Origin of the sequence: Nitratireductor sp. ZSWI3, from assembly GCF_024655565.1 — a bacterium.
Classification (GTDB): Bacteria; Pseudomonadota; Alphaproteobacteria; order Rhizobiales; family Rhizobiaceae; genus Nitratireductor.
Map to the genome: position 1 here is coordinate 16,996 of NZ_JANKOF010000022.1, position 20,951 is coordinate 37,946.

Sequence of the window (20,951 nt, forward strand, 5' to 3'; positions counted from 1 at the left end):
AGCCACGATGTTTGGTTCCGAACAAAGCACTGGCTGAGGCTCACTATTCTGCACTGTATTTGCGGTCGAATTCTTCAAAAGCGTCCACGATGATCGCCTCGATCTGCTGAACCTCGTTGTCCCGCAGTTTCTCAAACTCGCCGGTGCGGCGTCGTTTGCTGAGCGATCCACCATTTTGGCGGATGTGCATGATCAGATCCTGCGCCATGCGGTCGGGCATCTCGACCAGGTTCATGATGGCGGTCAGCGCCTGATCGCGGCATTTGAGGTAGTCGATCTCGCGCGGCAAGTCGATCTCGACGGTTCGCTGCACGCAGCTATAGAGGAACTCGGCCTCCTCGGTGCAATCGAAATAGCGATAGAGGTCCGCCGTATCGTTGGTGACTTCGACATTGTGGTTAGGCAACGCGCGCCAGTCGATGAACTCCATCAAGGGGCCGGAATGCCCCTTCAGGGTCGTGGCATAGTCGTCGATCCGATCCAGCATGACTGCCGAGACAGGAAACACCATGCCGGGCGGGGTATATTTGCGCTCGGCGAGCACATGATGGATGAGACAGCGATGCAGGCGGCCATTGCCGTCGGCCAGTGGGTGAACGTAGACGAACCCGAATGCGATCGTAGCGGCTTGCAGGACCGGATCGACGTCCGAGGTTCGCAGTCTATTGTTGCATTCATTGAGGCCGGTCATGATGTCGGGAACATCCTGAGGGCTGGCACCGATGAACTCGGGCAGCGGATCATGGTTATGATCCCGCTCACCCAGAAACACGCCCTCGCTGCGGTATCCGATCTCGGTGAACCGGTCATCACCGATCAGGATGCGGTGCAGGCGATAGATCTCGGTCTGGTTGAGCGGACGCTTGCCGGCCTCAAGAACAGCGCGTCCCCAACGCTCGAGCCGACTGGCTGGCGCACGTTCTCCTTCGATCTCGAAGCTCGCGCGGCTGTCCGCCAGCAGGAGAAAGCTTGCAGCTCGGGAAACGATGTGAGCGCCCGTTCGCCCTATCGTCTCCTGCGCCTTCCTGGAAAGATCGAGGGCCAGAAATGCTTCCAGTTTTTCTGTGCGCCGGATGATCGGACAGAATTCGCCCGTGCCAAGCAGATTGTTGCGCACCCGATGGCGCAGGGACAGAGATGCGGGGCCGGTGAAATAGGCTTCGGGATCGAGTGCGTCGACCGCGGTGACGGTAGGGGCGTCATCGATATCGAGCCGCTTGCCGCTTAGGGTTTCGTAAAAGAACCATACGCGCCGCGTCACCGCACCGGTCGGTGTCCGCTGGATAAAGCCTATGAGATCCTGTTCTGGCAACGCATCAAGGATGCGCTTGAGCACCAGAAGATCGATCGGCTCATGGCGTAGGGCAAAGCCGAGATGCCCATCCAGGGTGTCTTCTGGTTGATACCGTTTATCATAGACCTCCCAGATGCCCTCCCCCCGGCGATTGCCGCGTACATGCCGTTCAGAGATGCAGGCGGGGTTTCTCGCGGGCGCCTTCACGTCGAGCGCGTGGACAAGTGCCGCCCACCCCGCGAGCCGCGCGCCCTCTGGAACGGATTCGTTCTGAAAATGGGCAGGCTTCCCGATATCCAGCTTCATGTCGGCTTTCTCTCATGGCCGTCGAAAGGCGATCATGTGATCGCGCATCTGTCGAAATGAATTTACAGTCCAAGGATTGAAAATCAATCACCAATGTCGAAAATCGCTCATCAAGAGACATAGGTGTCGATAGCAAGACGAAGGGTGCCCGGCGCCATTGACCAGAAAGGAGCCAAAATGCCGTCAAAAGAGCTCTCGCGCGAGGAACTGTTCGCACTGGTTTGGGAGAAGCCGACGCAAGAGGTGGCGAAGGAACTTGGCGTTTCGGATGTGGCAATTGCCAAGCTGTGCGCTCGTCTTCAGGTTCCCAAACCGCCGCGAGGCTACTGGGCCAGGGTTCGGTCCGGGCAGATCCCGAAACGTCCGCCGCTTGCGGCGTTCCGGGAAGAGGTTGATCGCAAACGCCGGGAAACCGCACGTGCGAAGGTAGTTGGAACACTGTCGAAACTGCAGCAGCAATTCTACGAGGCTGCGCTCAAAGAGTTGGCCGATCGTGGTGTGGATGTGGGTGAGACTGAGACGCGCGGGGCCAGGCTGCCCGAACTCGACCCCGATCTCGCCGCGCAGATCCTGCTCCTCATTCAAAACCGCGGGCATTACTGGGTCAAAGAGGGACAAGTCGCCGCCAACTGGAGCCATTCAGTTCAGGCCAGCGCGGCCAGTCTGGTTGGAAAGCTCCTGCCACTCGCGCGACCACAGCTCCCGATGTTCGAGAGCGATCGCGAACCTGGGCAATACACGGCAAATGGCCCTTCGGTCTTCGTACGCCTGACAGCACATCTGCAGGAACGGATTGCCTCTCTGGTGCGCATAGTCCGGGACCAGAAACTGGACCATATTGTCATGCCGCTGATGGCCGCGGATCACGCGTGGTCGGCCCGGCATCTTTATGCGCCAGCAGCCCATGTTTTCCTGGACAGTACCTTGTGTGTTTCGGCCACCGAAGTCTGGGTGGAAAGTGCCCGGCGAGCGTGGCGCGACGAGGATCCGCCTGAGCGGGTCGCCACCGGCAGACTCAAGCTGCGCGATATCATGCCGATCGATTTCATGCCGGTTCGGGAAATCGAGCTGCCTCCGGGCGTTTCCCGAGCCACTGTGAAACCTTACGGAGAGCGCCTGAAGGGATTGCTCGAGGCTGATCGCGTATACGAGATTCTATCGCACGCCACATACGCGATCGAACGCCAAGTCCCAGACGACAAGCTCTTGCTCGCGGACCGAATATGGTTCGGAACCGGACGCCCGTTTCGGTCGGCCCGGGAAGCTTTGGCGCGTCTCGAAGATGAACTGGCCGACTGGGAGACGGAGTTGGAAGCCGAGCGTTCCGCCCTGGCCCAATCCATACTGGGCATTGAAGTCGGGGACATCGTGGCAGCGGAAAATCGCGGGCGCTTCCTACGCCTTTCCGTCACGGGAATTACCCTCTACGCGAACGACAAGGGCGCCACCTTCATCATCAGCGGTACGCGGTTTCGCAAAGATGGCACATTGGGGAAGTTGCAGGACACGTTGAGCCTGCATTTTGAGGGTGACAAGTGATTGGCATGTTCGCACAAGCTGATCGAACCGCAAATGGCTGCTTCGGTTCCTGCCAGCCGTTCAACATTCTGATCGCTAGGCCTAGAACCCGCCGTCGATCGACCGGGTCTGTTTCGTTCCCACCCTACTAAGCGCATATTGACGCTCGTTCACGCAGTGGTTGACAATAGCCCGGATGGTTGACAGAATTTTAAAAATGCCCGATTCGGAAAGGGGGGATAACGATGCTGCCTTGGGATTATCACCCCGAGTTGACCGTAGAACGGCTGGTCAAGGTTGCACAACTGCTCGCGATGGGCCGCGGCAGTGCGGTCGATCGCTTTGACCCCACGATCGGTGACGACAATTGGACTTTGGGAGTCTGCGCCTACAATTACGGCTGCTTCGAGATCGCGCGAGCTGCGGGCACACCGGGTTTCGAATGGCTGGGTGTGATCGATCCCGGCAAGCATTTCCAGTTCAGCATCGGCGGTGTTCCGATGCGCTTCTGGCGCGGAGATCCAGCAGAGCCTACCGCAAAGATATCGATCGCCACTCCCTTCGAGCAACTGCTGCTTGATCTGGAGCCGGGCAACCCGACCGCCGGTATGCTGTTTCGAATCGGTGTAACGACCGACATGGATGGTGCGCTCCTCGGGGCTAGCTTCGTCGCGCTACGCAACGACCAGCCCGAAGTCGTGTGGCCGTTGCCCCTTGCTGAGGCAGAGCCTTTGATCGTGCTGCTCGATGACGCGCGGCCCGAGGGTATTGAACTTTCATCGCCGCGTGTCGGCGATCATGGGGACGACGAGGATGAGCGCCGCGACGATAGCGCCTCTTACTCCGACGGGGTGTAAGCGTGACAACCAAGGCAAGTGCGCCGGGCCAAGGCCCAGCGGATCGGGCACGTTTCTTTTACGGAGACAAGCTCCGACTGGCGCGACTGCTCGCAGGGCTGTCGCTCGATGAGTTGGGCGGGCTCGTGGCCGCTAGTCGGCAGTTTATTCATCAGCTTGAAACGGGAGCCAAAGAACCAACCGACGAGATGCGTGATGCTCTGGCAGCCGCGCTGTCGGTGACGTCTGCGTTCTTCGCAATGCCGGCGACAAACCTCGTGCGTGAAGAAGACTGCCACTTCCGTCGGCTGGCGAGCGCCCCACGAGCGCTGATTGCGCAGACGGTGGCCCGTGGGACAGCTTTGGAGGCGCTGGTTGACGCGCTCGAGGGTCAGGTGCGCATGCCGATCGTCGACTTTCCAGAGGAGGCGCGCCCCGCTTCGCCCGACGCGATTGAGCGCATCGCCGAGAATGCTCGACGGCACTGGGGCCTGGGCCTCGATGGTCCAATCACCAGTATGATGCGTGTTGTGGAGAATGCTGGTGCGGTCGTGGTCAACTTCGACGATCTCACTGACCGCATAGATGCGCTGTCTATGGCTCGGCGCCGACCTATCATCGTTCGCTCAACCGCGAAAGTTGCGGGCGCCCGCTTGCGCTTCGACCTCGCACATGAAGCAGCTCACCTGATTATGCACCAAGGCATCGTGACCGGCGACAGCGTCACTGAAGGGGAAGCGCACAGGTTCGCTGGCGCCTTTTTAATCCCGCGCACCGCCTTCGCGCGTGAATTTCCCCGAAGTCGGCGGACCCTCGATTGGAATGCACTGTTTGCCATGAAGCTTCGTTGGAAGGTTTCAGTGCGCGCAATTGCCCGCCGCGCGTTTGATCTGGGCCTGATCGACGCTGCGCAGTATCGTACCGCAAACATCCAACTGGTAAAGACCGGACAAGCTAAGGCGGAGCGCTATGACGAGCGAGTTGCAGTTGAGGAGCCGGAGCTGCTGCGAGCGTCCATCAGCTGGGTTTCCAACCGCGACGCGATTGTCCTGCACCATTTGCTTGCCAAACTTGGCATGGCCCCCGAGCTGTTCAGCCGACTTACAGGAGAGCGCATGCCGACGCTACCTGACAATATTGTACCGATCGGTACGGCTTCGCTATTGTAGGTGCCGCTTCCGTATTCGGCTTCACGTAGTGAATCCGCTGGGCGATGTTTTTCTGCCCGGGTATGAGGCAAAAAGTGGCGGCGCGATACGAACTCGGAAGCCAGTGGACCCTTTGAGGCGGACACTTCCTCTAGAATTAGCCGATTTGCTCGATCCGCCAGTTGGTCTTGGCTTTGGCCGAGAGCAACCGATTCAGTTACGCAATGAGCATGTTGGCGTGCTGTGGCTTCGGAACGAAAAACATCACTGAACCTTGCTGACCAGCAGGAGACGGAGTTCGCGCAGCCGCCCTCATATGGCTCGCGGGAGAGAGGCCTGGAGCCGTCGTCGGCCCGGGATTATGAAAGACCACGACGCCTCACGGCCGCAATCACTTTCTGATTTATCGAACGCCTGGTCGCCAACTGCCGTTGAGACAGGTTGCGCTTCCGCATAGTGCTCTGCTGGAACTGATACTCCCAATCGTTGATGACCCCGCGTTCGTGAAAGAACGCGGTGGCATCCGGGCCGATCGCCTTATCTGGGTCGGCTCGGACACGCTTCAGAGACTGGAAAATCAAATCGGAGCGGAAACCCAGGAACCGCTTCACGCAGACGTTGCCTACGTCCACCGATTTTCCGGTCGTAGCATTGGAGATGGTGCACAACTCGATGATCGGGAAATGGCCGCACAGACAGGTCTCGGGCTCGTCGGCTTCGGAAATCTCTACGAGGCGCCACTCCTTTTTGGCCACTTCCCAATCAGTGGCCCGGCTCAGCGCCAAAATAGCGGCCTTGAGCTGATGAAAGTTGTATCCGTCGGCCATTCCCCCGTCCTTCAGCTCTCTGGCGGTGACATTCCGAGTCCTTCGTAGATGGTCCTCAGCTTCGCCCAAGCCGCATCGAGCATGGGCTTCGCAGCGTCTCGGCTGTAGCTGTAGTCATCGTTGGTCGCGTTGGTTCGAACAACGAGACACCACTCGCCCTTCGGGATGACGTGGGAACTGTTCCTTCGGCATTTGCGCTGGCGCTGCGCCTGCTCGATCCTCACGTCGATCAGAATGTCCCTGACTTTAGCCATCGTTCTTCCCTTTCAGGGCGTCGCGCACGTTGTCTCCCAGCATGTCGAGCGCAGCCAATGCGTCCTCATTGTCGCCCGCATCGGGCTCCTTCCGGCTCCCGGAGTTGATTCCGAGATGTTCGTTGATCGCCTTGTTCAGCAGCGATGTAACGGCGGCCCGGTTGTCACGCCCCGCGACGGTCTTGTCTCGCTGTCCAACCTCGCGGCCGGCGGGCGAGAGCTTCAGGTCCTTGAGAATGCGGGCGACGACGGAGCCTGTGCGTTCGGAGAGCCGCTTACGCGCGCCGACCCGCCGCGCTTGCGGCTGCACCGGAAGGTCGCCGGAACTACTGACCTGGGACAGCTCCGCCTGCTTTCGGCGCAGCGTCTCCCGGAGCTTGTCCTTCGCGATGACGTCGCGCAGGCGAAGGCCCGCGCCGATCTCGTGGTCCAGCATCTCTTCAAGGACGCGATCGTCTTCCGGATCAAGGAAGGACCGATTGATGAATGAGCCGACGATCTCGTTATCGACCAGCATCCCGATATCGAAGCGACGAGGCTCTCCTGAGCCGTCGCCATCGCCATTCTCGTCTCCGGCCTCCAGCCACTTCTTGACCATCGCCTGGTCGTCGAAGTCGAGTTCGCGGAAATCGTCCCAATGAGCGTCGGTGTTCAAACCCACATGGGAGACCACGAAGGCGTTGTTGTCCGGGTGGTCCGGCTTCGACTCGTGGACGACGCGCATCACGCGCCCGACGAATTGGATGTAAGGCGACAAGCTTGCGAACGGCCGGAAGATGGCCGCGACGCTCAGAGGCGGATGATCGAAGCCCTCGCCGAGCATCTGCACCTGCACGATGCAATCGAGCTTGCCGCTGCGCAGATCGGCAAGAACGGCGTCCTGCTTGTCTCGATCCATCTCACCATAGATTTCGGCCGCCTTCAGGCCCCGCTCTTCGTACAGCGCGCGCACTTGGCGGGCATGGTCGACGGAACAGGCAACGGCGATGATCTGGTGACGGAAACCGCTGCGCTCTCGCAGCTCCTGGAGGTATTTGATGCTGGCGTCGACGATGTGACGATTGCACTCGGGCGCCAACGCGACCCCCCGCCGGAACCAAGCATGTTCCCGCAAGGCCAACACCTCTTCCAGGGTGTGCCGCTTCGTGTCGTCACGGTAGGTGAAGGACAGTTCTGACGGCGCGACGTTCCGAGAGTGGATCTGCTTGATGTACCCCTTCACCATCGCCCGGGTGAACGGGTAGCGATAGATTACCTTGCCGACCGGCCGCGTTCCGTCACCCCGGAACGGCGTCGCCGTCAGGCTGACGACCTTGGCGTTTGGAAAGCGATCGAAGACCTTCGCCCAGCTCGGCGCCACGTTATGGTGGCCCTCGTCGATCATGATCATGTCGAAATAGTTCGGCGGAAACTGCGGGAGCCAACGATCGGCCGAGCTGGCCAACTGGTGGATGTTGGTCACGACGAACTGGCTTGCGTTGCAGTCGTGGAGATTGGCATCGACGCCATCCAAAACTGCGCGAAATGGCCCCGCGGAAAAATCGTGGAGCGCCCCCGTCCGCCGCCAGAAATTCTTCGGGTTGCTGATGTCGAGCGACTCCGCGACACCCGACCGGATCGTAAGATTCGGTGTGATGACGAGCGCGCGCCCTTTGGCGACGCCGAAGGGCAATGTCGCAATGACGCCAGTCTTTCCGCATCCGACGGGTATCTGCAGGATCACCGACTCGTTCGAGGCTTCGAAGTGGGTCCGCACTGCCCGGTGAGCGCCCTGTTGCGGCTCGCGTATCTTGGGGTTCGCCTCAATGTCTGCGGTCAGGGTCTGAAACATATGGTCCGGCTCGTCGGCCGCTTGTTCGGCGCGCCGGTACTCGAGGCGGAAGGGCTCAAGGTCAGGCCGGCGATAGAAGCGATAGCCGCTCCCTGGGCGGCGCACCGGCTTGAGCTTGCCGGAGGCATCCCACCGTCGAAGCGTGTCCTTCGAGACGCCAACATACTCGGCGGCCTCGGCAAGGGTCAGGAAATCAGGGGCATCATTCTGTGACATACGGTAACATTATGCAACCTTATGCAATTCGTCAATCCTCTACGTGACAATCCTAGCGCCGTGAGCTCCGGATGCCGGTTGACGACCCGCCCTGAGGCCCTTGCGTATCATACAAGATTTTGTATATATGTGAGATGGCCTTGCGGATGGCGTTCCGAGGGCCTGCAAGGAACACTCTTCATATGCAGGTTCAGGTTCGAAAGCTCGAAGGCAGTTGGGATCTCGGTTACGCGCTCCACAAGCATACGCTGTCGAGCGTCTACCTGGGCGACGACGAATACGGCCACCCTCGATTTGACACGACGCGCTCAGAGCCCGGCGAGGCACTATACCAGCTTAAATATCGAGCCGATTGGAATCAGGTGCAGGCGCTCGCAGCGCAGGTGCAGCAATCCTTGCTGCCTTTGTTCGGCAAGATCGGCCTGATTATCCCAATGCCGGCCTCCACGGTGCGCGCGCGCCAGCCGGTCAATGAGATCGCCAACGAACTCGGCAAACTGACGAAAACGCCGGTGTTCGACGACATCATCGTCAAGGCACCCGCGCCCGAAGGCAGCCCGCAGCTCAAGAATCTGCACGGCCGCGAGGCTAAGGACGCCGTATTGGAGGGCCGGTTCAGCATCAACCCGTCCATCACCAACGAAGGGTGTTGGAACGCGCTTGTCCTTGACGACCTCTTCGACACGGGCGCCACGATGGACGCCGTCTGCAATACGCTGCGCACGTACAAGAAAATCAACCACATCTACGCCGCTTCGATCACATGGAAGTAATGCCATGACCACTGTCTTCATCGCCGGATCAATCTCCATCAGTCGCCTGCATGAGAAGGTGGCGGATAGGATCAACAAGATCGTATGTTCAGGCTTCAACGTCGTGGTCGGAGATGCCGATGGTGCCGATACCTCAATTCAAGAATGCCTCCAGCGGTACCAAGCCGAAAAGGTGACCGTGTATTGCACCGGCGTTTCGCCCCGGAACAATGTCGCAGAGTGGCCGGTCCACAAGGTCGTCTCGAAGGCGAAGGCTGGCACGCGCGCCTATTTTACCGCCAAAGACCTGGAGATGGCTCGCGACAGCGACTATGGCCTCATGGTTTGGGATTGCAAAAGCACCGGCACGCTAAGCAATGTCATCGAGCTTCTTCGAGAAAAGAAGAAGTCCGTGGTCTTCGTGAACAAAAATAAAGATTTCGTCACGATTTCCGACAAGAGCGGTTTGGAGCGTCTCGTCGCTTTCATGTCGGATCATGCTCTCTCGAAGGCGGAAGAAAAGATTGGCTTGACTGCGAAGATCGCAGGTATCGCACACGAGCAGTTCTCGTTGGGTATTGGCGCTGAAAAGCAGACCTCTTCAGAGGTAGCGAATGAGCCCGACCTCACAATACCTCCCGAACCAAGCCAAATGCTAAGCGAGAGCGCAAAGCTCCGCTCGGTGCTTATGACAGCCCTCAAAGAACATATTTCCCGCGCAGGTTTGAGCCAATCCCAAGCCGCCAAAGTTTTTGGCGTGACCCAACCAAGGATTTCCGATCTCTCTCGAGGTAAAGTCGATCTGTTTGGCCTCGACACATTGGTCAACATGGCTGCTACCGCCGGCCTGCAAGTGGAGATGCAAGTTCGCGAGCCTCACGGCGATACCGGCTGACACAGTTTGAGTTTCTTCAGTTTCGGTCTGAGCGCTTGGGATGCTCGGATCGTCCTCGAGTAGTAGATGACAGGTCAGTGGAGGGCAATCCGACGTCGGAAGACTGTACAAGCGTTCGGTATGGAGGGCGCTCAAACGTTGGTGAATGGCCGGAGATGTGTCTTCGAGGCTTTATCATTTGGCTCAGGAAAGGCAGATTCGCTATGCTTACAACTGAAACCTGCCAGTTGCCTAACGGCCCCCCAACAGGTCATCCGGAAGCATGCCTATGCGGCCAGAAGCCGAGAGAACAATCGGAGCCTGTAGCGTATTTCCGGTAGGTGTGGGGATTGACGGTAGCGGTCCTCCGCTACCACCATTACAGTGTTTGGTATTTCGCCCGGTTTTCGGCGAGGCAGATTGAGCAGCTCTGCCAGCGCGCCATTGACGTTCAGGTTAAATTTCCCACGTCCTTCGCGCGGCATGACTTCGATGCTTGTAACAAGCGACCGAATGGCATTAACCGCTTCCCTGCGATCATCTTCGTTGGAGTGCAGCGCCTCCTGCAATTCGGCGATCCTGCAGCGATAAACCTCAATCGAAGCCGGATGCAATTCCACGACATCACTTGCATTGGAGATCGCGCCCAGATCGGAGGCAAGGCGCTCCTTTTCCGCCTCCATCTCGATCAGCCGCGACTTCATGCCTGCCGTTGCAACACCATCGGCTATGGCGTCGATGATATTCGCGATTTGCCTTTCAAGATTGGCAACCCGCTTACCAATCTGCTGCCGATCATGCCGCATCCTCGCATTGAGGCGCTTCCTTTCGGCATGATACTCAGCGAGGAATTCGGCAACGGCATCGGGGGAAAGTAGCCGCTGCTTGATGCCTTCGAGTACACGACGTTCAAGGCCAGCCACACGGACGGTGCGATTGTTCGTGCATGTCCCCCTTTCCCGATGCGCTGTACAGGCGAGTTGGTCCTGGGACTTGATGGTGTAGGTGGCGCCACAACATCCGCACCGCACAAGACCGGAGAACATGTGTTTCGGCCTTCTGCGTTTATGCAGCCGGGTTCCACCGTAGAGTTGCTTACGTGCCTGGACTGCGTTCCATAGCTCGTCACTGACGATACGCAGGTGAGGAGCGTCCACCACTTGCCATTGTTCGGACGGGTTCGGGCGGGAGATGCGTTTGCCGGTCTCCGGATCCTTGACCATTTGAACGCGGTTGAAAACCAGAAGCCCGATATAGGCTTCGTTGTAGAGTATTCCGCTGCGACGTTTGAGATTGCCGTTGATCGTCGAAGCTCCCCATTCTCGGCCGAATGGAGAGGGAATGCCATCGCGGTTAAGACCAGCAGCGATGGTCCGGGCGGAACGTCCCGAGGCAAACTCTTGAAAGATGCGCCGGACTACACCAGCCTGTCCCTCATCCACTTCACGGAGGCCTCGGATCGGCTCCCCTCGTTCGTCAAGCTTCTTGACTACACGATATCCGTAGGACAGGCCTCCGGCGGAATAGCCGCTGATGACACGACCGGACTGGCCACGCCTGATCTTGGCCGCCAGGTCCCGAAGGAAGAGAGCGTTCATGGTGCCTTTCAGGCCGACATGCAGTTCGTCTACCGTTCCTTCCGACAAGGTAACGATTCGAACACCGGCGAAGCGAAGTCGCTTGAATAGCGCAGCGATGTCTTCCTGGTCACGCGATAGCCTGTCGAGGGCCTCGGCCAGAACCACGTCGAACCGCCCGGCCTGAGCATCCGTGAGAAGTGATTTTATGCCTGGCCGAAGGATCACGCTGGCACCGGAGATAGCGGCGTCGGTATAATTTTCCGCGACCTGCCAGCCTTCACGCTCCGCGCGCTCGCGACATAACCGCAGTTGATCCTCAATCGAGGCCTCTCGCTGGTTGTCGGACGAATAGCGAGCATAAAGGGCTGCGCGGGTCATAGTAGCTCTCCCTCGGGTCAATTCCTGTCGGCTTCGCGCTCACCCCGGTAGGACGAGGCGGCGCACGCAAATCAGATGGCATCCTCCGACGACGGCGGAACATCCGGTGCCCGGTCCAGAAGTCGCGTCAGGTCGCCGCGCTTCGCCGTGCCTGCGCGCGCCTTGAGGAAATCGGCAGCGGTCTCCACCGCACCGATCTTCTGTGCAACGGCTGAGACGATCCACTGATTGAGTGATACGCCGTCCTCCATAGCAAGACGCGCCGCCGTCTCCTTGAGCGACTGCGGCAGTTGCAGGGGGTATTTATAGCGTTGGGTCTGCGTCATGTGTTCAGCCTCCTGACGATCTCTCCCGGCGTTGCGATGGTCACGCCCAGCGTCAAGGCCGGGCGGAAGTCCTTGACGTTATGCGTCACGATGGCCTCCGCCTGTCCGTTCAGCGCGGTCTCCAGCACCATCTCATCCGCGACATCGGACAACATGGGCCGCGTCCGAAACGAAATATCGACGCCCTCGGACACAGCGGCGAGCGCACTCATCACCGCCGCGACATCCTCCAAGCTGTGCCCCGTCACCTTCCGGGTTTCCTCCCGGCTCAGCACCGCCTCATATTCCAGAAACAGCGCCGTAGAACAAAGCGGCGTCACCATGCCCCGGTCAACTAACCGTAGCAGCAGATTGCTCGCCCCGTTGCGGCTGCGGAACGCCGCCACGATCACGTTGGTATCCAGAACCAGCCTCATGGAAGATAAACTATAGACATCCCATAAGATGTCAATACTGCGCATAGCACATCCAGTCATGCGAGGTATCCCCGATCTGCGCGGACCACGGTCTCACCGGTCGTCGTCGCCTGCTTCGGGTGGCGCATTGTCATTGGCCGCACGCGTAGCTTTTTCATAGTCCTCACGCGCCAGCCGCCTACCGATCAGGCGGGCAATGGACAGCACCACCGCGTCCAGCTTCTCGGCGGCATCGGTTTCGTTTTTGACATCCTGTCCATCTGGCAGGCGGTTGTCATTGGTGGGCCTCTCTCTGCCGGGACGCTTTCCGTCACCGCCCATTGCCAGCCTCTTCCTCCGGCCGCCATCTGACCGGATCGGCGACCCATCGGTTGATGTCGGATTCACGCCACCCTGCGCCGTTGGTACTGATCTTGAGTTGGGGCGGGAACGTACCCTCGGCGATCTTGCGGTAGATGGTGGAGCGGGACAGGCCGGTGCGGGCGAGAATGGTCTTCATGCGGACGATACGGTCTGGATGGGGCATGGTTGCGCTGCCTCCTGCTGGTTGTTTCTGACGTTTGCAGGGACCAGACAGAGAGACGATTTATCGTTGTGCAAGAAGTATTTAGTCGCCGTAGGGCTACCGGATAGAATCGGCGGCAAATAGGACGGTTCTACAATCCGATTCCGCGCCCTCTGCCGAGGTCGAGTCCGTGGGAGAAGGCGAGCGCCCGGCCAAGGCTTCGGCCCGGTTCGAGATCGATGCCGAGTTCGCGCTTGCGGTTTTCGAGGATGGATTCCAATTGCGGATCGCGCTCAAGGCTTTTCGCCATGTTGCCCATCTCATTGCGCGCGGCGTGATAGCCAGAATAATCTCCCGCCGCATATTTCTGTTCAACGGCCCGGTCGAGGTTCCGCCAGCGCTCGACAAAACCATCGGCACGCCGGGCAAGCTCGTCACGTTCCATGCGCAGCTCGGTTTCCTGGTAAAGCGCGCGGACGGCGCGGCTGACCCTGCCCGTTCCTGGTTCACGGGCGAGGCTATTGTCCTTGCTGTAGGCCGCTTCCGCATCCTGCCAGCCGTGTGGGCGGACTTCCTCGAAAGCCCGCCGCGCAGCACCAAGCTCGCGCCGCTGTTCAACGGAGGGTGCGAGGCCCTGATGTTTGGTTTCAAGGATAGCATCGCAAGCGCGTGCATGGCGGACAAGCGCCTGCCTGCGGGCGCGGCGCAAGGCTTCATCGGGGTCGATCTCCGTCTGCCGCTCTCCTGTCGTGGCGACTCGCCCGCCTTCGTCACCGGCACTTTTCCTTTCCGGCCCGGCCTCGGCGCCGCGGCCAAGCACCGCATCGTCAGGTTGGCGCTGCCCGTCGATCATGCCATCGACGGCATCTCGCACGCGCTCCGGCGTCAGCTTACGCATGATCTGGGCGACGCGGGCGCGGAAACTAATGTCGCGCCGCTCGGCATAATCCTGTGCCGGGTCGTAATCCGTCGCCATGTCCTTGGCGCGGTCCCGCGACAGGGTACTGATGAGCTTGTCCTGATTGGCGAAGTCGTCGCGGCCATAGTGCAGGTCCATGCCTTCGCGGTGACGCGACAGGGCGACATAGCTGCCATGGGCGTCCATGCCGGGAGTCGCCAGCACATGCGTGCGGTCCACCGTCATGCCCTGCGCCTTGTGGATCGTCGCGGCATAGCCGTGGTCGATGCGATCATAGTCTTTCAAATCGAAGCTGATGCCTCGCCCGTCATCGGTGCGCACGGTCATGCTCTGCGTGCTGACCTGCTCGATGGTCCCGAGCGCGCCATTCTTGACGCCAAGCCCACGCTCGTTTTGCAGGAACATGACGCGATCCCCGCTAGCGAAGCTGCGTTCGCCGCGTTCGACCGTGACGCGCACCTCATCGCCAAGCTGTCCGGCATCCCGCATCCTTTCCCGCGCTGCCTCGTTGAGCGCACGCACCTCGTCATTGGTATGGGTGAGGATGATGCGGCTGCGATCCGGTGACGCCTGCCGATCGCGGTCCCAACGCTCGATCAGATTGTTTCGCGCGTCCTCGCGTGTCGCGGCAATATGCATCATGTCGTGTGCGTCATAGGCATGGATGGCCGCGCCGGTCCTCCCCGTTGCCAGGTCGCGGGTGGCATCCCGCTGCCAGTCCTCGCGCTGGCGGCGCACGGTTTCGATCTCGACGCCGCCATGACGCTCGTGGATCGAGCGGAAGGCCGCGCCCGCCTCGATGGATTGCAACTGCCACGGATCACCAACCAGGACCACCTTTGCCCCCGCGTCCTGCGCATAAGACAGCACCCGCTCCAACTGCCGCGTGCCGACCATGCCCGCCTCGTCGATCACCAGCACATCGCGGTTGGTGAGCATGTCACGGCCATTCTTCCAGCCATGTTCCATGCTGGCGATGGTGCGGGACGCGATGCCCGATCCGCTTTCCAGATTCTCGGCGGCGATGCCGGACAGCGCCACGCCGCGCACCTCGTAGCCTGCCGCTTCCCAAGCCTCGCGTGCCACGCCGAGCATGGCGCTCTTTCCCGTCCCGGCATAGCCGACGACGACGCCGAGATCGCGCCCGTCCGTGACATGCGCCAGAGCGTCGGCCTGCTCGCCGGACAGCGCAAGGCCACGCTGTTCGGCACGCGCCAAAGCGGCTTCGCGGTCTCTGTAGCTGACCTCGTGCAATTCCTTCTCGGCCATCATCTCGGCTGCGCGGTGCAACCGCTGTTCGGCCTCGATCATGTCGCGGGTCGTGAACCGATCCTCGCCCCGGCCGTCTTGCCCGAGTTCGACCAGATCGGGCGAGCCGCGCATCGCGCCCATCACCGCGTTGAACTGGTCGATGCCGTCGCTGTGCCGATGCGCGAACATCGCCATGTCGCGCCGCGTGAAGGTCGATTGCTGATGGGTGATCGCGTCCAGCGCCACCGATGGATCGGCGATGATGCGCGCGCCGTTGTTGCGGGCGATCTCGCGGTGCATGTCCGCACGGTCGGCGGCCTCGGTCCCTTCACCCTCTATCCGCTGCGCGGGTGCTCCGATCTGGCTTTGCGGTTCCAGTTCGATGCCCTGCGCCTCAAGGCTGCGATGGTCGATGCGCGCATCTATGTCGAGTTCGGCAAGGCGCTCATTGGCAAGCTCGGCCCAGCGTTCGCGCCACCGCTCCACCATTTCCGTGCGGTTCCAGTCCCGTACCTTCTTGCCGAACCCCTCCTCATCGACTTCGCGCATGGTGAGCATGACATGGGCATGGGGCTTGGGCATCCCGTCTTCGCCTATGTCCCAATGCACATTGAGATCGGCGATCATGCCCTGATCGACAAATTCGGCTTGGGCGAAGTCGCGGGCAAGCTCGATGCCTTGCGCCTGCGTCATCTCGCGCGGAATGGCGAACTCCACCTCGCGGGCAAGCTGCGCGTCCTTGCGCACCTCAAACGCCTCGACATCATTCCAGAGCCGTTCGCGGTCGGACCATTGCTCCGGTGCATTTTCCGGCAACAGCACCTCGGAATGGACGACACCGCGCTTGTTGGAAAAGTCCTGCACGCGGTCCAGTCGCGCATCGCACATCCGTGAAGCCGAACGGTAGGCGGCTGAGGCCACCGCGCTCGACCCGGCCTTGCGGCCGATGACCTTGACGTGAAGATGATAGATCGCCATTGCGATCAAGAATTGGCACGGCCAAGCGCACGTCGGAACGACGTATAAGCGCGCCCTCCCTCGAAAAAATCTCGGGATGGACCGGGCCGTGCCAAACCGTCCCGGCAACATAGAAGCCTTCAGGCAGGTGCTCAACTATCATCTCTGCATCGACAACTTTCCGGAACGATTGGAGGCAACGATGCGCAAGCCGCGGGACTATGATGCGGAACTGAAGGCGCTGGAGGACAAGGCGCGTGAACTGAAAGCGCGAAAGGTACAGCAGCTCGGCGAACTGGTGATCGCCACCGGAGCGGACAATCTCACCGCCGACGAACTGGCTGGGGCGCTGGTCGCGCTGGCGGAAACAAAAGACCCCGCAAAGAGGGAGGCGTGGGCGAAGCGGGGGGCCGCCTTCTTTCGAAGCAAGTCGCGGCGATCTGCTCCTGCATCTGATCGCGACGCTGGCGGCGCTCCAGCGCAACCGGGCAGCGCGCTACCGCCATCAGGCGGCGCGGGCGCGGCATGATATGCGCACCTGGCAGGTCGAGCGCCGCAAGCGCACCCGGCATCTGATCGAGCTCGGCGGTCTCGTCGTCAAGGCCGGCATAGTGGAACTGACTGGCGACGACCGCGTCATGATCCTCGGCGCGATGCTCTGGGTGGCCGACAAGCTCAACAGTGATCAGGGCGAATACGCGCGGGAACTTTGGGCCGAAAAGGGAAAGCAGGCGTTCACAGCAGACGGCAAGGACGAGACGCCCGCCGTTTCACGAGTGCAGCACGATCAGGCATGACCGATGACGAGCGGTGCCGTCAAGTTGTACAATACTGCGCCCTCATGGATCACTCGGCTACAAGCCGCCCGCACCGGAGGCCTTCATCCCCGCCTTCGCCGCGGGCTGCTCTACAACCCAGACCAGCGACGCCGCCCGCGCTGGCACCGCGACCATCAATGCACTAACATTCACACTGGACCCGTCGGTGGGGCCGATCAGCGCATCGCGTTCACATCGTGTTCGGGGCCAGATGATTGGCACGCAGTGGCTCGCCGCTAAACACTCTGTTGCTCTATTCCAAGACGAAGCCGGATCGAAGCCTCCAGTTCTTTGGCAAAACCAAGTGCGGACTGAAGAACCGTCGTTTCATTTGAAGCGACGGATCCTTGGTCCTTGATTGCGATCGGCAATTCTATCTTGCCTGCGGCCGCGGTCACGCGAACACTAAATAGAAGCTGGCCACCAGGCCGCTCCTCAACTTTGATCAATTCGATATTTGCCATTGTCACTCTCCCATGCTGCCAACCACTGGTGATCACGATGGCGGGTTGGTTGATGGCGGACTGATTGCGCCACCGGGATTATGCAGTGTGATTGGGACATTTTACCCGATACCCGAATGAGGCCGATCCCGTTGTGGTGTCTGCGTCATAGGGTTACGCCAGATAAATGAGGCGATGCATCCTCTTCTTCGACTCGCAGTCACCGTAGGCTCTCTATTGACAGGGAGCAAATTGACCCGGGTAACGAACCTGCAATGGTGACGGCCACGCTTGGACCATCAGTGAGAGTTCGACTGGATCAGACAGACTTCCGCTTTGGGGCAGTTCGAAAAGACCATCTGTGGATCTATGTGCGCGATGACCGGCCTTGGAATGTTGCCACCGGCCGCGTTTTTCCGCTTCTCCCGCGTTCGCGAGAGGATTAATCCATCAGCACCTCGCCGGATCGCATGGGGTCCTGCAAGCCGATGTATGGCGGATGCAACGATCTCTATCGCGCGAACCGGGATACGGGCCCCGTGACCAGCGCCGGTGCTGGGCCTATTCGTGCCGAAAGTTCTGGGCGGTTAAGGTGAAGAATTGGTTGTCGCTTCCACCTGGCCTGGGGTGATCATCAAGCCTGTTGATAAAGTGACGTTCGCGACTTCAATCTGACCGAAAGGGAGTTACCGATACCGACGATAGACCACCGCTTGCCGAGTTTGCCGTGAATACTTGTTTCACATTCAGGTAGCTCGTTCTCGCGAGGTCAACCAAGCAAGCGTCGCAAGGCCGGCCACGGCTGAAAAGACGGAACCGGCTAGAATACCAAGCTTGGCGGCATCGAGCATTGCCGCGACGTATGCAAGGTCGGCGATGAACAGAGACATGGTGAAGCCGATACCTGTCAGGAAGGCGCCGGCAACCAGGAATGGCCAACTCAAGCTGGACGCGCGGTCGACCAGACCGAAACGGACGGCAAGCCAGCTGAAACCGAAAACACCGACCGGCTTGCCCAGAGCCAGACCTGCAAAAATCGCCAGTGAGACCGACTGGCCGACATCCTTGACAGTGATCGCCACGCCGGCATTGGCAAGGGCGAAGGCAGGCATAACCGCGAAGCCCACCCAGGGGTGCAGCATCGTCTCCAGCCGCTCCACCGGAGAAAGCGATTCCGCGACCGCCCTGCTCGCCTGTCGGAGATCGCGGCGGTTCGTGGTGTCGCCGCTCAAACGCTCGCCTCCCGGATAGGCGAGCACACGCCCGAGGATCGCACGCAGACGCTGGTCGCTTACCCATACACGCGTCGGCGTCATCAAGCCGAGAACAACACCGGCGATCGTCGCATGGATGCCGGATGCGTCGAAGCACATCCACACTACGCCTCCCAGCAGAAAATAGACGGGAACGCTTCTAATTCCGAGGCCGGCAACGCCTGCAACTGTGCCAAGTCCAAGCATGCCGAGGCCGAGCGCGAACCAATTCAACGCTTCGCCGTAGCCTATAGCCACCACCAGTATTGCCCCGACGTCGTCGAATATTGCCAGAGACAACAGAAACACGCGCAGAGCTGGCGGGATACGGGAGCCGAACAGTGCCAGGCAACCGATCACGAACGCCGTGTCGGTGGCCATGACGGTCCCCCATCCGTGCAGTCCCGGTTGACCGCCCATCAACGCCAAATAGACGGCCACCGGAATGAGCATACCACCCAGGGCCGCTGCGAAAGGAAGCGCTGCCGTTCGTAGGTTCCGCAATTCACCAAGGACAATCTCTCGCTTGAGCTCCAGGGAAATCACGAAGAAGAAGAACGTCATCAGCCCATCGTTGATCCAGTGCCGCAATGAACGGCTGAAATCCAGCGAACCAAAATGAAGGCCGATCGGCGTTTCCCACAGCTCGAGGAACTGCGCCGACCATGGTGAGTTTGCCAGGAGCAACGCGATAAGCACTGCAAGAAGCAGCAGTCCTCCTGCTGCCGCCTCGATCTTCAGAAATCGCGCGAACGGCTTGGTAACGCGGTCGGCTATCGCATGCGGCAGGTCCGTGCTGCTCCGATCGGTCATGACAGTTCTTCACTCGCCCCGGTCCCGTGGATCAATCCATGGACGAAGCGCAGCTTTCCCATAACCGCCGGCGTCAGGACGAAGGGGTAGAGGTCGGGCTGCCCCATGCTGTGGTTGAGACTGTTGACCGCATAGGTCAACGGCAGCCATGCCGCTATCAGCGCATTAAAGTCACGCTGCTCATAGGAATCGAAGTCGACATCCATCTCGATTACGGGGTGGCGACCGATCCGGGGTTGGACGCGGAGGCCGAATGCAGCCGCGGTCTCCAGCGTATCCACAATGTGCAGATAGTGTGCCCAAGTCTCGGCAAAGTCCTCCCAAGGATGGGACCCGGCATAGCTGCTGACGTAACGTTCCTGCCAGTCGCGCAGCGGGCCGTTCGCATAGTGCGCGGCCAACGCCGCGGAATAGTTGCGGCGCTCATCGCCGAACATCTCCCGGAAGGCTTCGTGCCAAACCCCGTTCCGGATAAGGCGCTCCCAATAATAGTGACCCACTTCATGACGAAAATGGCCGAGAACCGTCCGGTACGGCTCTACCATGTCGCGGCGTTGGCGTTCGCGTTCGGCATCGTCGGCTTCAGCGATGTCGATGGTGATCAGTCCTTGCGCATGGCCTGTGAGCACCGGCGGTCCTTCCTGAAACGCACCGCCCGAGCCGGCAAGGAAGTCGAATGCAAGGCCCTGCTCGGCATCCTCGAACCTGCTTGAAAGTGGCAATCCGAACCGCAACAGGCCATAGACCAGCCGATGCTTTGCCGTCTCCAGACGCTGCCAGAGCAGGAGGTTATCGGTAGCGTCGAGATTGGGTATCGTCCGATTGAGGCGACAGGCAGGACAGAATGCATCCGCACCATCTGCAGCTACCAGCCAGTTGCAGACGCCATTGTCGGCATTGGTGCAGAAGCGGTACTCTTCGTCGGAAACGGCCAACGGACGCCAGCGCTTGTCGCCTATGCCCGTCAGCGCACTCAATATCGATCGTTCCGCCAGATAACCTAGGACGTGCCCGCAGCGCTCACACCGGGTATTCTCGAAATAAAGCAACTGGCCGCATTGCTGGCACTCGAAAAGCTTCATGATCGGATCCTCAAGAACTCCGAATGACAGACCTGAAACATCGTTGTTAGGGAGCGCCCGCAGGCGCCAAGCACCTCGGGAAGAGCTGGTGCCGATTTCTGAGACAAGGGCATAGGATGGACCGCATTTCTCGGATTTCCATGTCCTGCACTTCGTTAGCCTGATGTTGGCTCCCGCCAGGACCACGTTCGGTCAAGCATAACAGCCAACCGCATGTCGGTCAGTTCTTATCGCCCTGGATGACAAGTCCTACAGAGGGCAGCAGGCCACCTCGAGAGACATCCGATACAACGGGTTTTGATCGACCGCACCTCGCAACGGAAGACTGCGTCGACTAGGCGTGGTCATAGTCCG

The 20,951-nt window shown here is 60.1% G+C and carries 20 protein-coding genes; 7 read left to right on the forward strand and 13 right to left on the reverse strand.

All coding sequences use genetic code 11. The features are described from left to right. Positions 1-43 precede the first annotated feature (43 nt). Positions 44-1,600, reverse strand: coding sequence for a Fic family protein (locus tag NUU27_RS09515; RefSeq protein WP_257761861.1), 1,557 nt, complete (start codon positions 1,598-1,600; stop codon positions 44-46). A gap of 177 nt (positions 1,601-1,777) precedes the next feature. On the opposite strand from NUU27_RS09515, the gene NUU27_RS09520 reads away from it, so the two are divergent. The 3 genes from NUU27_RS09520 to NUU27_RS09530 all read left to right on the forward strand — a co-directional run bounded on the left by NUU27_RS09520 (position 1,778) and on the right by NUU27_RS09530 (position 5,123). Then, the gene (locus NUU27_RS09520) at positions 1,778-3,139 is read left to right on the forward strand and encodes a hypothetical protein (protein WP_257761862.1); all 1,362 of its coding nucleotides are present in this window, start codon (positions 1,778-1,780) and stop codon (positions 3,137-3,139) included. Positions 3,140-3,363: 224 nt separating this feature from the next. Next, positions 3,364-3,975, forward strand: coding sequence for a hypothetical protein (locus NUU27_RS09525; RefSeq protein ID WP_257761863.1), 612 nt, complete (start codon positions 3,364-3,366; stop codon positions 3,973-3,975). Between the two features lie 2 nt (positions 3,976-3,977). Further along, positions 3,978-5,123 carry an ImmA/IrrE family metallo-endopeptidase gene (locus tag NUU27_RS09530; RefSeq protein ID WP_257761864.1) on the forward strand — a complete coding sequence of 382 codons (1,146 nt, stop codon included), beginning with the start codon at positions 3,978-3,980 and terminating at the stop codon, positions 5,121-5,123. A gap of 338 nt (positions 5,124-5,461) precedes the next feature. On the opposite strand, the gene NUU27_RS09535 is transcribed toward NUU27_RS09530, so the two are convergent. The 3 genes from NUU27_RS09535 to NUU27_RS09545 are packed head-to-tail and all read right to left on the reverse strand — an operon-like array spanning position 5,462 to position 8,230. Beyond that, on the reverse strand, positions 5,462-5,929 hold the full coding sequence (locus NUU27_RS09535) for a hypothetical protein (RefSeq protein WP_257761865.1): 468 nt from the start codon (positions 5,927-5,929) through the stop codon (positions 5,462-5,464). Between the two features lie 11 nt (positions 5,930-5,940). Then, positions 5,941-6,183: a hypothetical protein gene (locus tag NUU27_RS09540; RefSeq protein WP_257761866.1), complete on the reverse strand. Its 243-nt coding sequence runs from the start codon at positions 6,181-6,183 to the stop codon at positions 5,941-5,943. Beyond that, a complete protein-coding gene (locus tag NUU27_RS09545) occupies positions 6,176-8,230 on the reverse strand; it encodes a DEAD/DEAH box helicase family protein (protein ID WP_257761867.1) in 2,055 nt (684 codons plus the stop codon). Before NUU27_RS09545 ends, NUU27_RS09540 begins: the two co-directional genes overlap by 8 nt. 182 nt (positions 8,231-8,412) lie before the next feature. Here NUU27_RS09545 and NUU27_RS09550 point away from each other — a divergent pair, with 182 nt between their 5' ends. Next, positions 8,413-9,003: a ComF family protein gene (locus tag NUU27_RS09550; RefSeq protein WP_257761868.1), complete on the forward strand. Its 591-nt coding sequence runs from the start codon at positions 8,413-8,415 to the stop codon at positions 9,001-9,003. Between the two features lie 4 nt (positions 9,004-9,007). Next, complete coding sequence (locus NUU27_RS09555) at positions 9,008-9,877, forward strand: helix-turn-helix domain-containing protein (RefSeq protein WP_257761869.1); 870 nt, start codon at positions 9,008-9,010, stop codon at positions 9,875-9,877. 266 nt (positions 9,878-10,143) lie between these two features. On the opposite strand, the gene NUU27_RS09560 is transcribed toward NUU27_RS09555, so the two are convergent. The 6 genes from NUU27_RS09560 to traA all read right to left on the reverse strand — a co-directional run bounded on the left by NUU27_RS09560 (position 10,144) and on the right by traA (position 16,209). After that, on the reverse strand, positions 10,144-11,814 hold the full coding sequence (locus NUU27_RS09560) for a recombinase family protein (RefSeq protein ID WP_257761870.1): 1,671 nt from the start codon (positions 11,812-11,814) through the stop codon (positions 10,144-10,146). Between the two features lie 71 nt (positions 11,815-11,885). Beyond that, positions 11,886-12,140 (reverse strand): type II toxin-antitoxin system HicB family antitoxin, encoded by a 255-nt coding sequence (locus NUU27_RS09565; protein WP_257761871.1) that lies wholly within the window; start codon positions 12,138-12,140, stop codon positions 11,886-11,888. Next, on the reverse strand, positions 12,137-12,601 hold the full coding sequence (locus NUU27_RS09570) for a putative toxin-antitoxin system toxin component, PIN family (RefSeq protein WP_257761872.1): 465 nt from the start codon (positions 12,599-12,601) through the stop codon (positions 12,137-12,139). The genes NUU27_RS09565 and NUU27_RS09570 overlap by 4 nt, the downstream gene beginning before the upstream one ends. 48 nt (positions 12,602-12,649) lie before the next feature. Continuing rightward, entirely contained in the window at positions 12,650-12,877 is a 228-nt protein-coding gene (locus NUU27_RS09575) for a hypothetical protein (RefSeq protein ID WP_257761873.1), read from the reverse strand. Then, the gene (locus tag NUU27_RS09580; protein ID WP_257761874.1) at positions 12,867-13,082 is read right to left on the reverse strand and encodes an AlpA family transcriptional regulator; all 216 of its coding nucleotides are present in this window, start codon (positions 13,080-13,082) and stop codon (positions 12,867-12,869) included. The genes NUU27_RS09575 and NUU27_RS09580 overlap by 11 nt, the downstream gene beginning before the upstream one ends. A gap of 130 nt (positions 13,083-13,212) precedes the next feature. Then, positions 13,213-16,209, reverse strand: a complete 2,997-nt coding sequence (traA, locus tag NUU27_RS09585; protein ID WP_257761875.1) for a Ti-type conjugative transfer relaxase TraA — start codon at positions 16,207-16,209, stop codon at positions 13,213-13,215. Between the two features lie 181 nt (positions 16,210-16,390). On the opposite strand from traA, the gene NUU27_RS09590 reads away from it, so the two are divergent. Both NUU27_RS09590 and NUU27_RS09595 read left to right on the forward strand, forming a co-directional pair. Beyond that, positions 16,391-16,717, forward strand: a complete 327-nt coding sequence (locus tag NUU27_RS09590; protein WP_257761897.1) for a conjugal transfer protein TraD — start codon at positions 16,391-16,393, stop codon at positions 16,715-16,717. A gap of 1 nt (position 16,718) precedes the next feature. Then, positions 16,719-16,985 (forward strand): conjugal transfer protein TraD, encoded by a 267-nt coding sequence (locus NUU27_RS09595; RefSeq protein ID WP_257761876.1) that lies wholly within the window; start codon positions 16,719-16,721, stop codon positions 16,983-16,985. Positions 16,986-17,242: 257 nt separating this feature from the next. On the opposite strand, the gene NUU27_RS09600 is transcribed toward NUU27_RS09595, so the two are convergent. The 3 genes from NUU27_RS09600 to NUU27_RS09610 form a co-directional block, all read right to left on the reverse strand. After that, positions 17,243-17,470 (reverse strand): hypothetical protein, encoded by a 228-nt coding sequence (locus tag NUU27_RS09600; protein WP_257761877.1) that lies wholly within the window; start codon positions 17,468-17,470, stop codon positions 17,243-17,245. A gap of 725 nt (positions 17,471-18,195) precedes the next feature. After that, the gene (gene nhaA, locus NUU27_RS09605; RefSeq protein WP_257761878.1) at positions 18,196-19,515 is read right to left on the reverse strand and encodes a Na+/H+ antiporter NhaA; all 1,320 of its coding nucleotides are present in this window, start codon (positions 19,513-19,515) and stop codon (positions 18,196-18,198) included. Beyond that, positions 19,512-20,597: a putative zinc-binding metallopeptidase gene (locus tag NUU27_RS09610; protein WP_257761879.1), complete on the reverse strand. Its 1,086-nt coding sequence runs from the start codon at positions 20,595-20,597 to the stop codon at positions 19,512-19,514. Before NUU27_RS09610 ends, nhaA begins: the two co-directional genes overlap by 4 nt. Positions 20,598-20,951: the final 354 nt, after the last annotated feature.

Excerpts from the sequence above, each read along its gene's own strand:
- NUU27_RS09515 (WP_257761861.1), bottom strand. The coding sequence starts at position 1,600 with ATGAAGCTGGATATCGGGAAGCCTGCCCATTTTCAGAACGAATCCGTT.
- NUU27_RS09520 (WP_257761862.1), top strand. The coding sequence starts at position 1,778 with ATGCCGTCAAAAGAGCTCTCGCGCGAGGAACTGTTCGCACTGGTTTGG.
- NUU27_RS09555 (WP_257761869.1), top strand. The coding sequence starts at position 9,008 with ATGACCACTGTCTTCATCGCCGGATCAATCTCCATCAGTCGCCTGCAT.
- NUU27_RS09550 (WP_257761868.1), top strand. The coding sequence starts at position 8,413 with ATGCAGGTTCAGGTTCGAAAGCTCGAAGGCAGTTGGGATCTCGGTTAC.
- NUU27_RS09565 (WP_257761871.1), bottom strand. The coding sequence starts at position 12,140 with ATGACGCAGACCCAACGCTATAAATACCCCCTGCAACTGCCGCAGTCG.
- NUU27_RS09545 (WP_257761867.1), bottom strand. The coding sequence starts at position 8,230 with ATGTCACAGAATGATGCCCCTGATTTCCTGACCCTTGCCGAGGCCGCC.
- NUU27_RS09540 (WP_257761866.1), bottom strand. The coding sequence starts at position 6,183 with ATGGCTAAAGTCAGGGACATTCTGATCGACGTGAGGATCGAGCAGGCG.
- NUU27_RS09610 (WP_257761879.1), bottom strand. The coding sequence starts at position 20,597 with ATGAAGCTTTTCGAGTGCCAGCAATGCGGCCAGTTGCTTTATTTCGAG.
- NUU27_RS09575 (WP_257761873.1), bottom strand. The coding sequence starts at position 12,877 with ATGGGCGGTGACGGAAAGCGTCCCGGCAGAGAGAGGCCCACCAATGAC.
- NUU27_RS09535 (WP_257761865.1), bottom strand. The coding sequence starts at position 5,929 with ATGGCCGACGGATACAACTTTCATCAGCTCAAGGCCGCTATTTTGGCG.
- NUU27_RS09600 (WP_257761877.1), bottom strand. The coding sequence starts at position 17,470 with ATGGCAAATATCGAATTGATCAAAGTTGAGGAGCGGCCTGGTGGCCAG.
- traA (WP_257761875.1), bottom strand. The coding sequence starts at position 16,209 with ATGGCGATCTATCATCTTCACGTCAAGGTCATCGGCCGCAAGGCCGGG.
- NUU27_RS09525 (WP_257761863.1), top strand. The coding sequence starts at position 3,364 with ATGCTGCCTTGGGATTATCACCCCGAGTTGACCGTAGAACGGCTGGTC.
- NUU27_RS09595 (WP_257761876.1), top strand. The coding sequence starts at position 16,719 with ATGCGCACCTGGCAGGTCGAGCGCCGCAAGCGCACCCGGCATCTGATC.
- NUU27_RS09580 (WP_257761874.1), bottom strand. The coding sequence starts at position 13,082 with ATGCCCCATCCAGACCGTATCGTCCGCATGAAGACCATTCTCGCCCGC.
- NUU27_RS09570 (WP_257761872.1), bottom strand. The coding sequence starts at position 12,601 with ATGCGCAGTATTGACATCTTATGGGATGTCTATAGTTTATCTTCCATG.
- NUU27_RS09590 (WP_257761897.1), top strand. The coding sequence starts at position 16,391 with ATGCGCAAGCCGCGGGACTATGATGCGGAACTGAAGGCGCTGGAGGAC.
- nhaA (WP_257761878.1), bottom strand. The coding sequence starts at position 19,515 with ATGACCGATCGGAGCAGCACGGACCTGCCGCATGCGATAGCCGACCGC.
- NUU27_RS09560 (WP_257761870.1), bottom strand. The coding sequence starts at position 11,814 with ATGACCCGCGCAGCCCTTTATGCTCGCTATTCGTCCGACAACCAGCGA.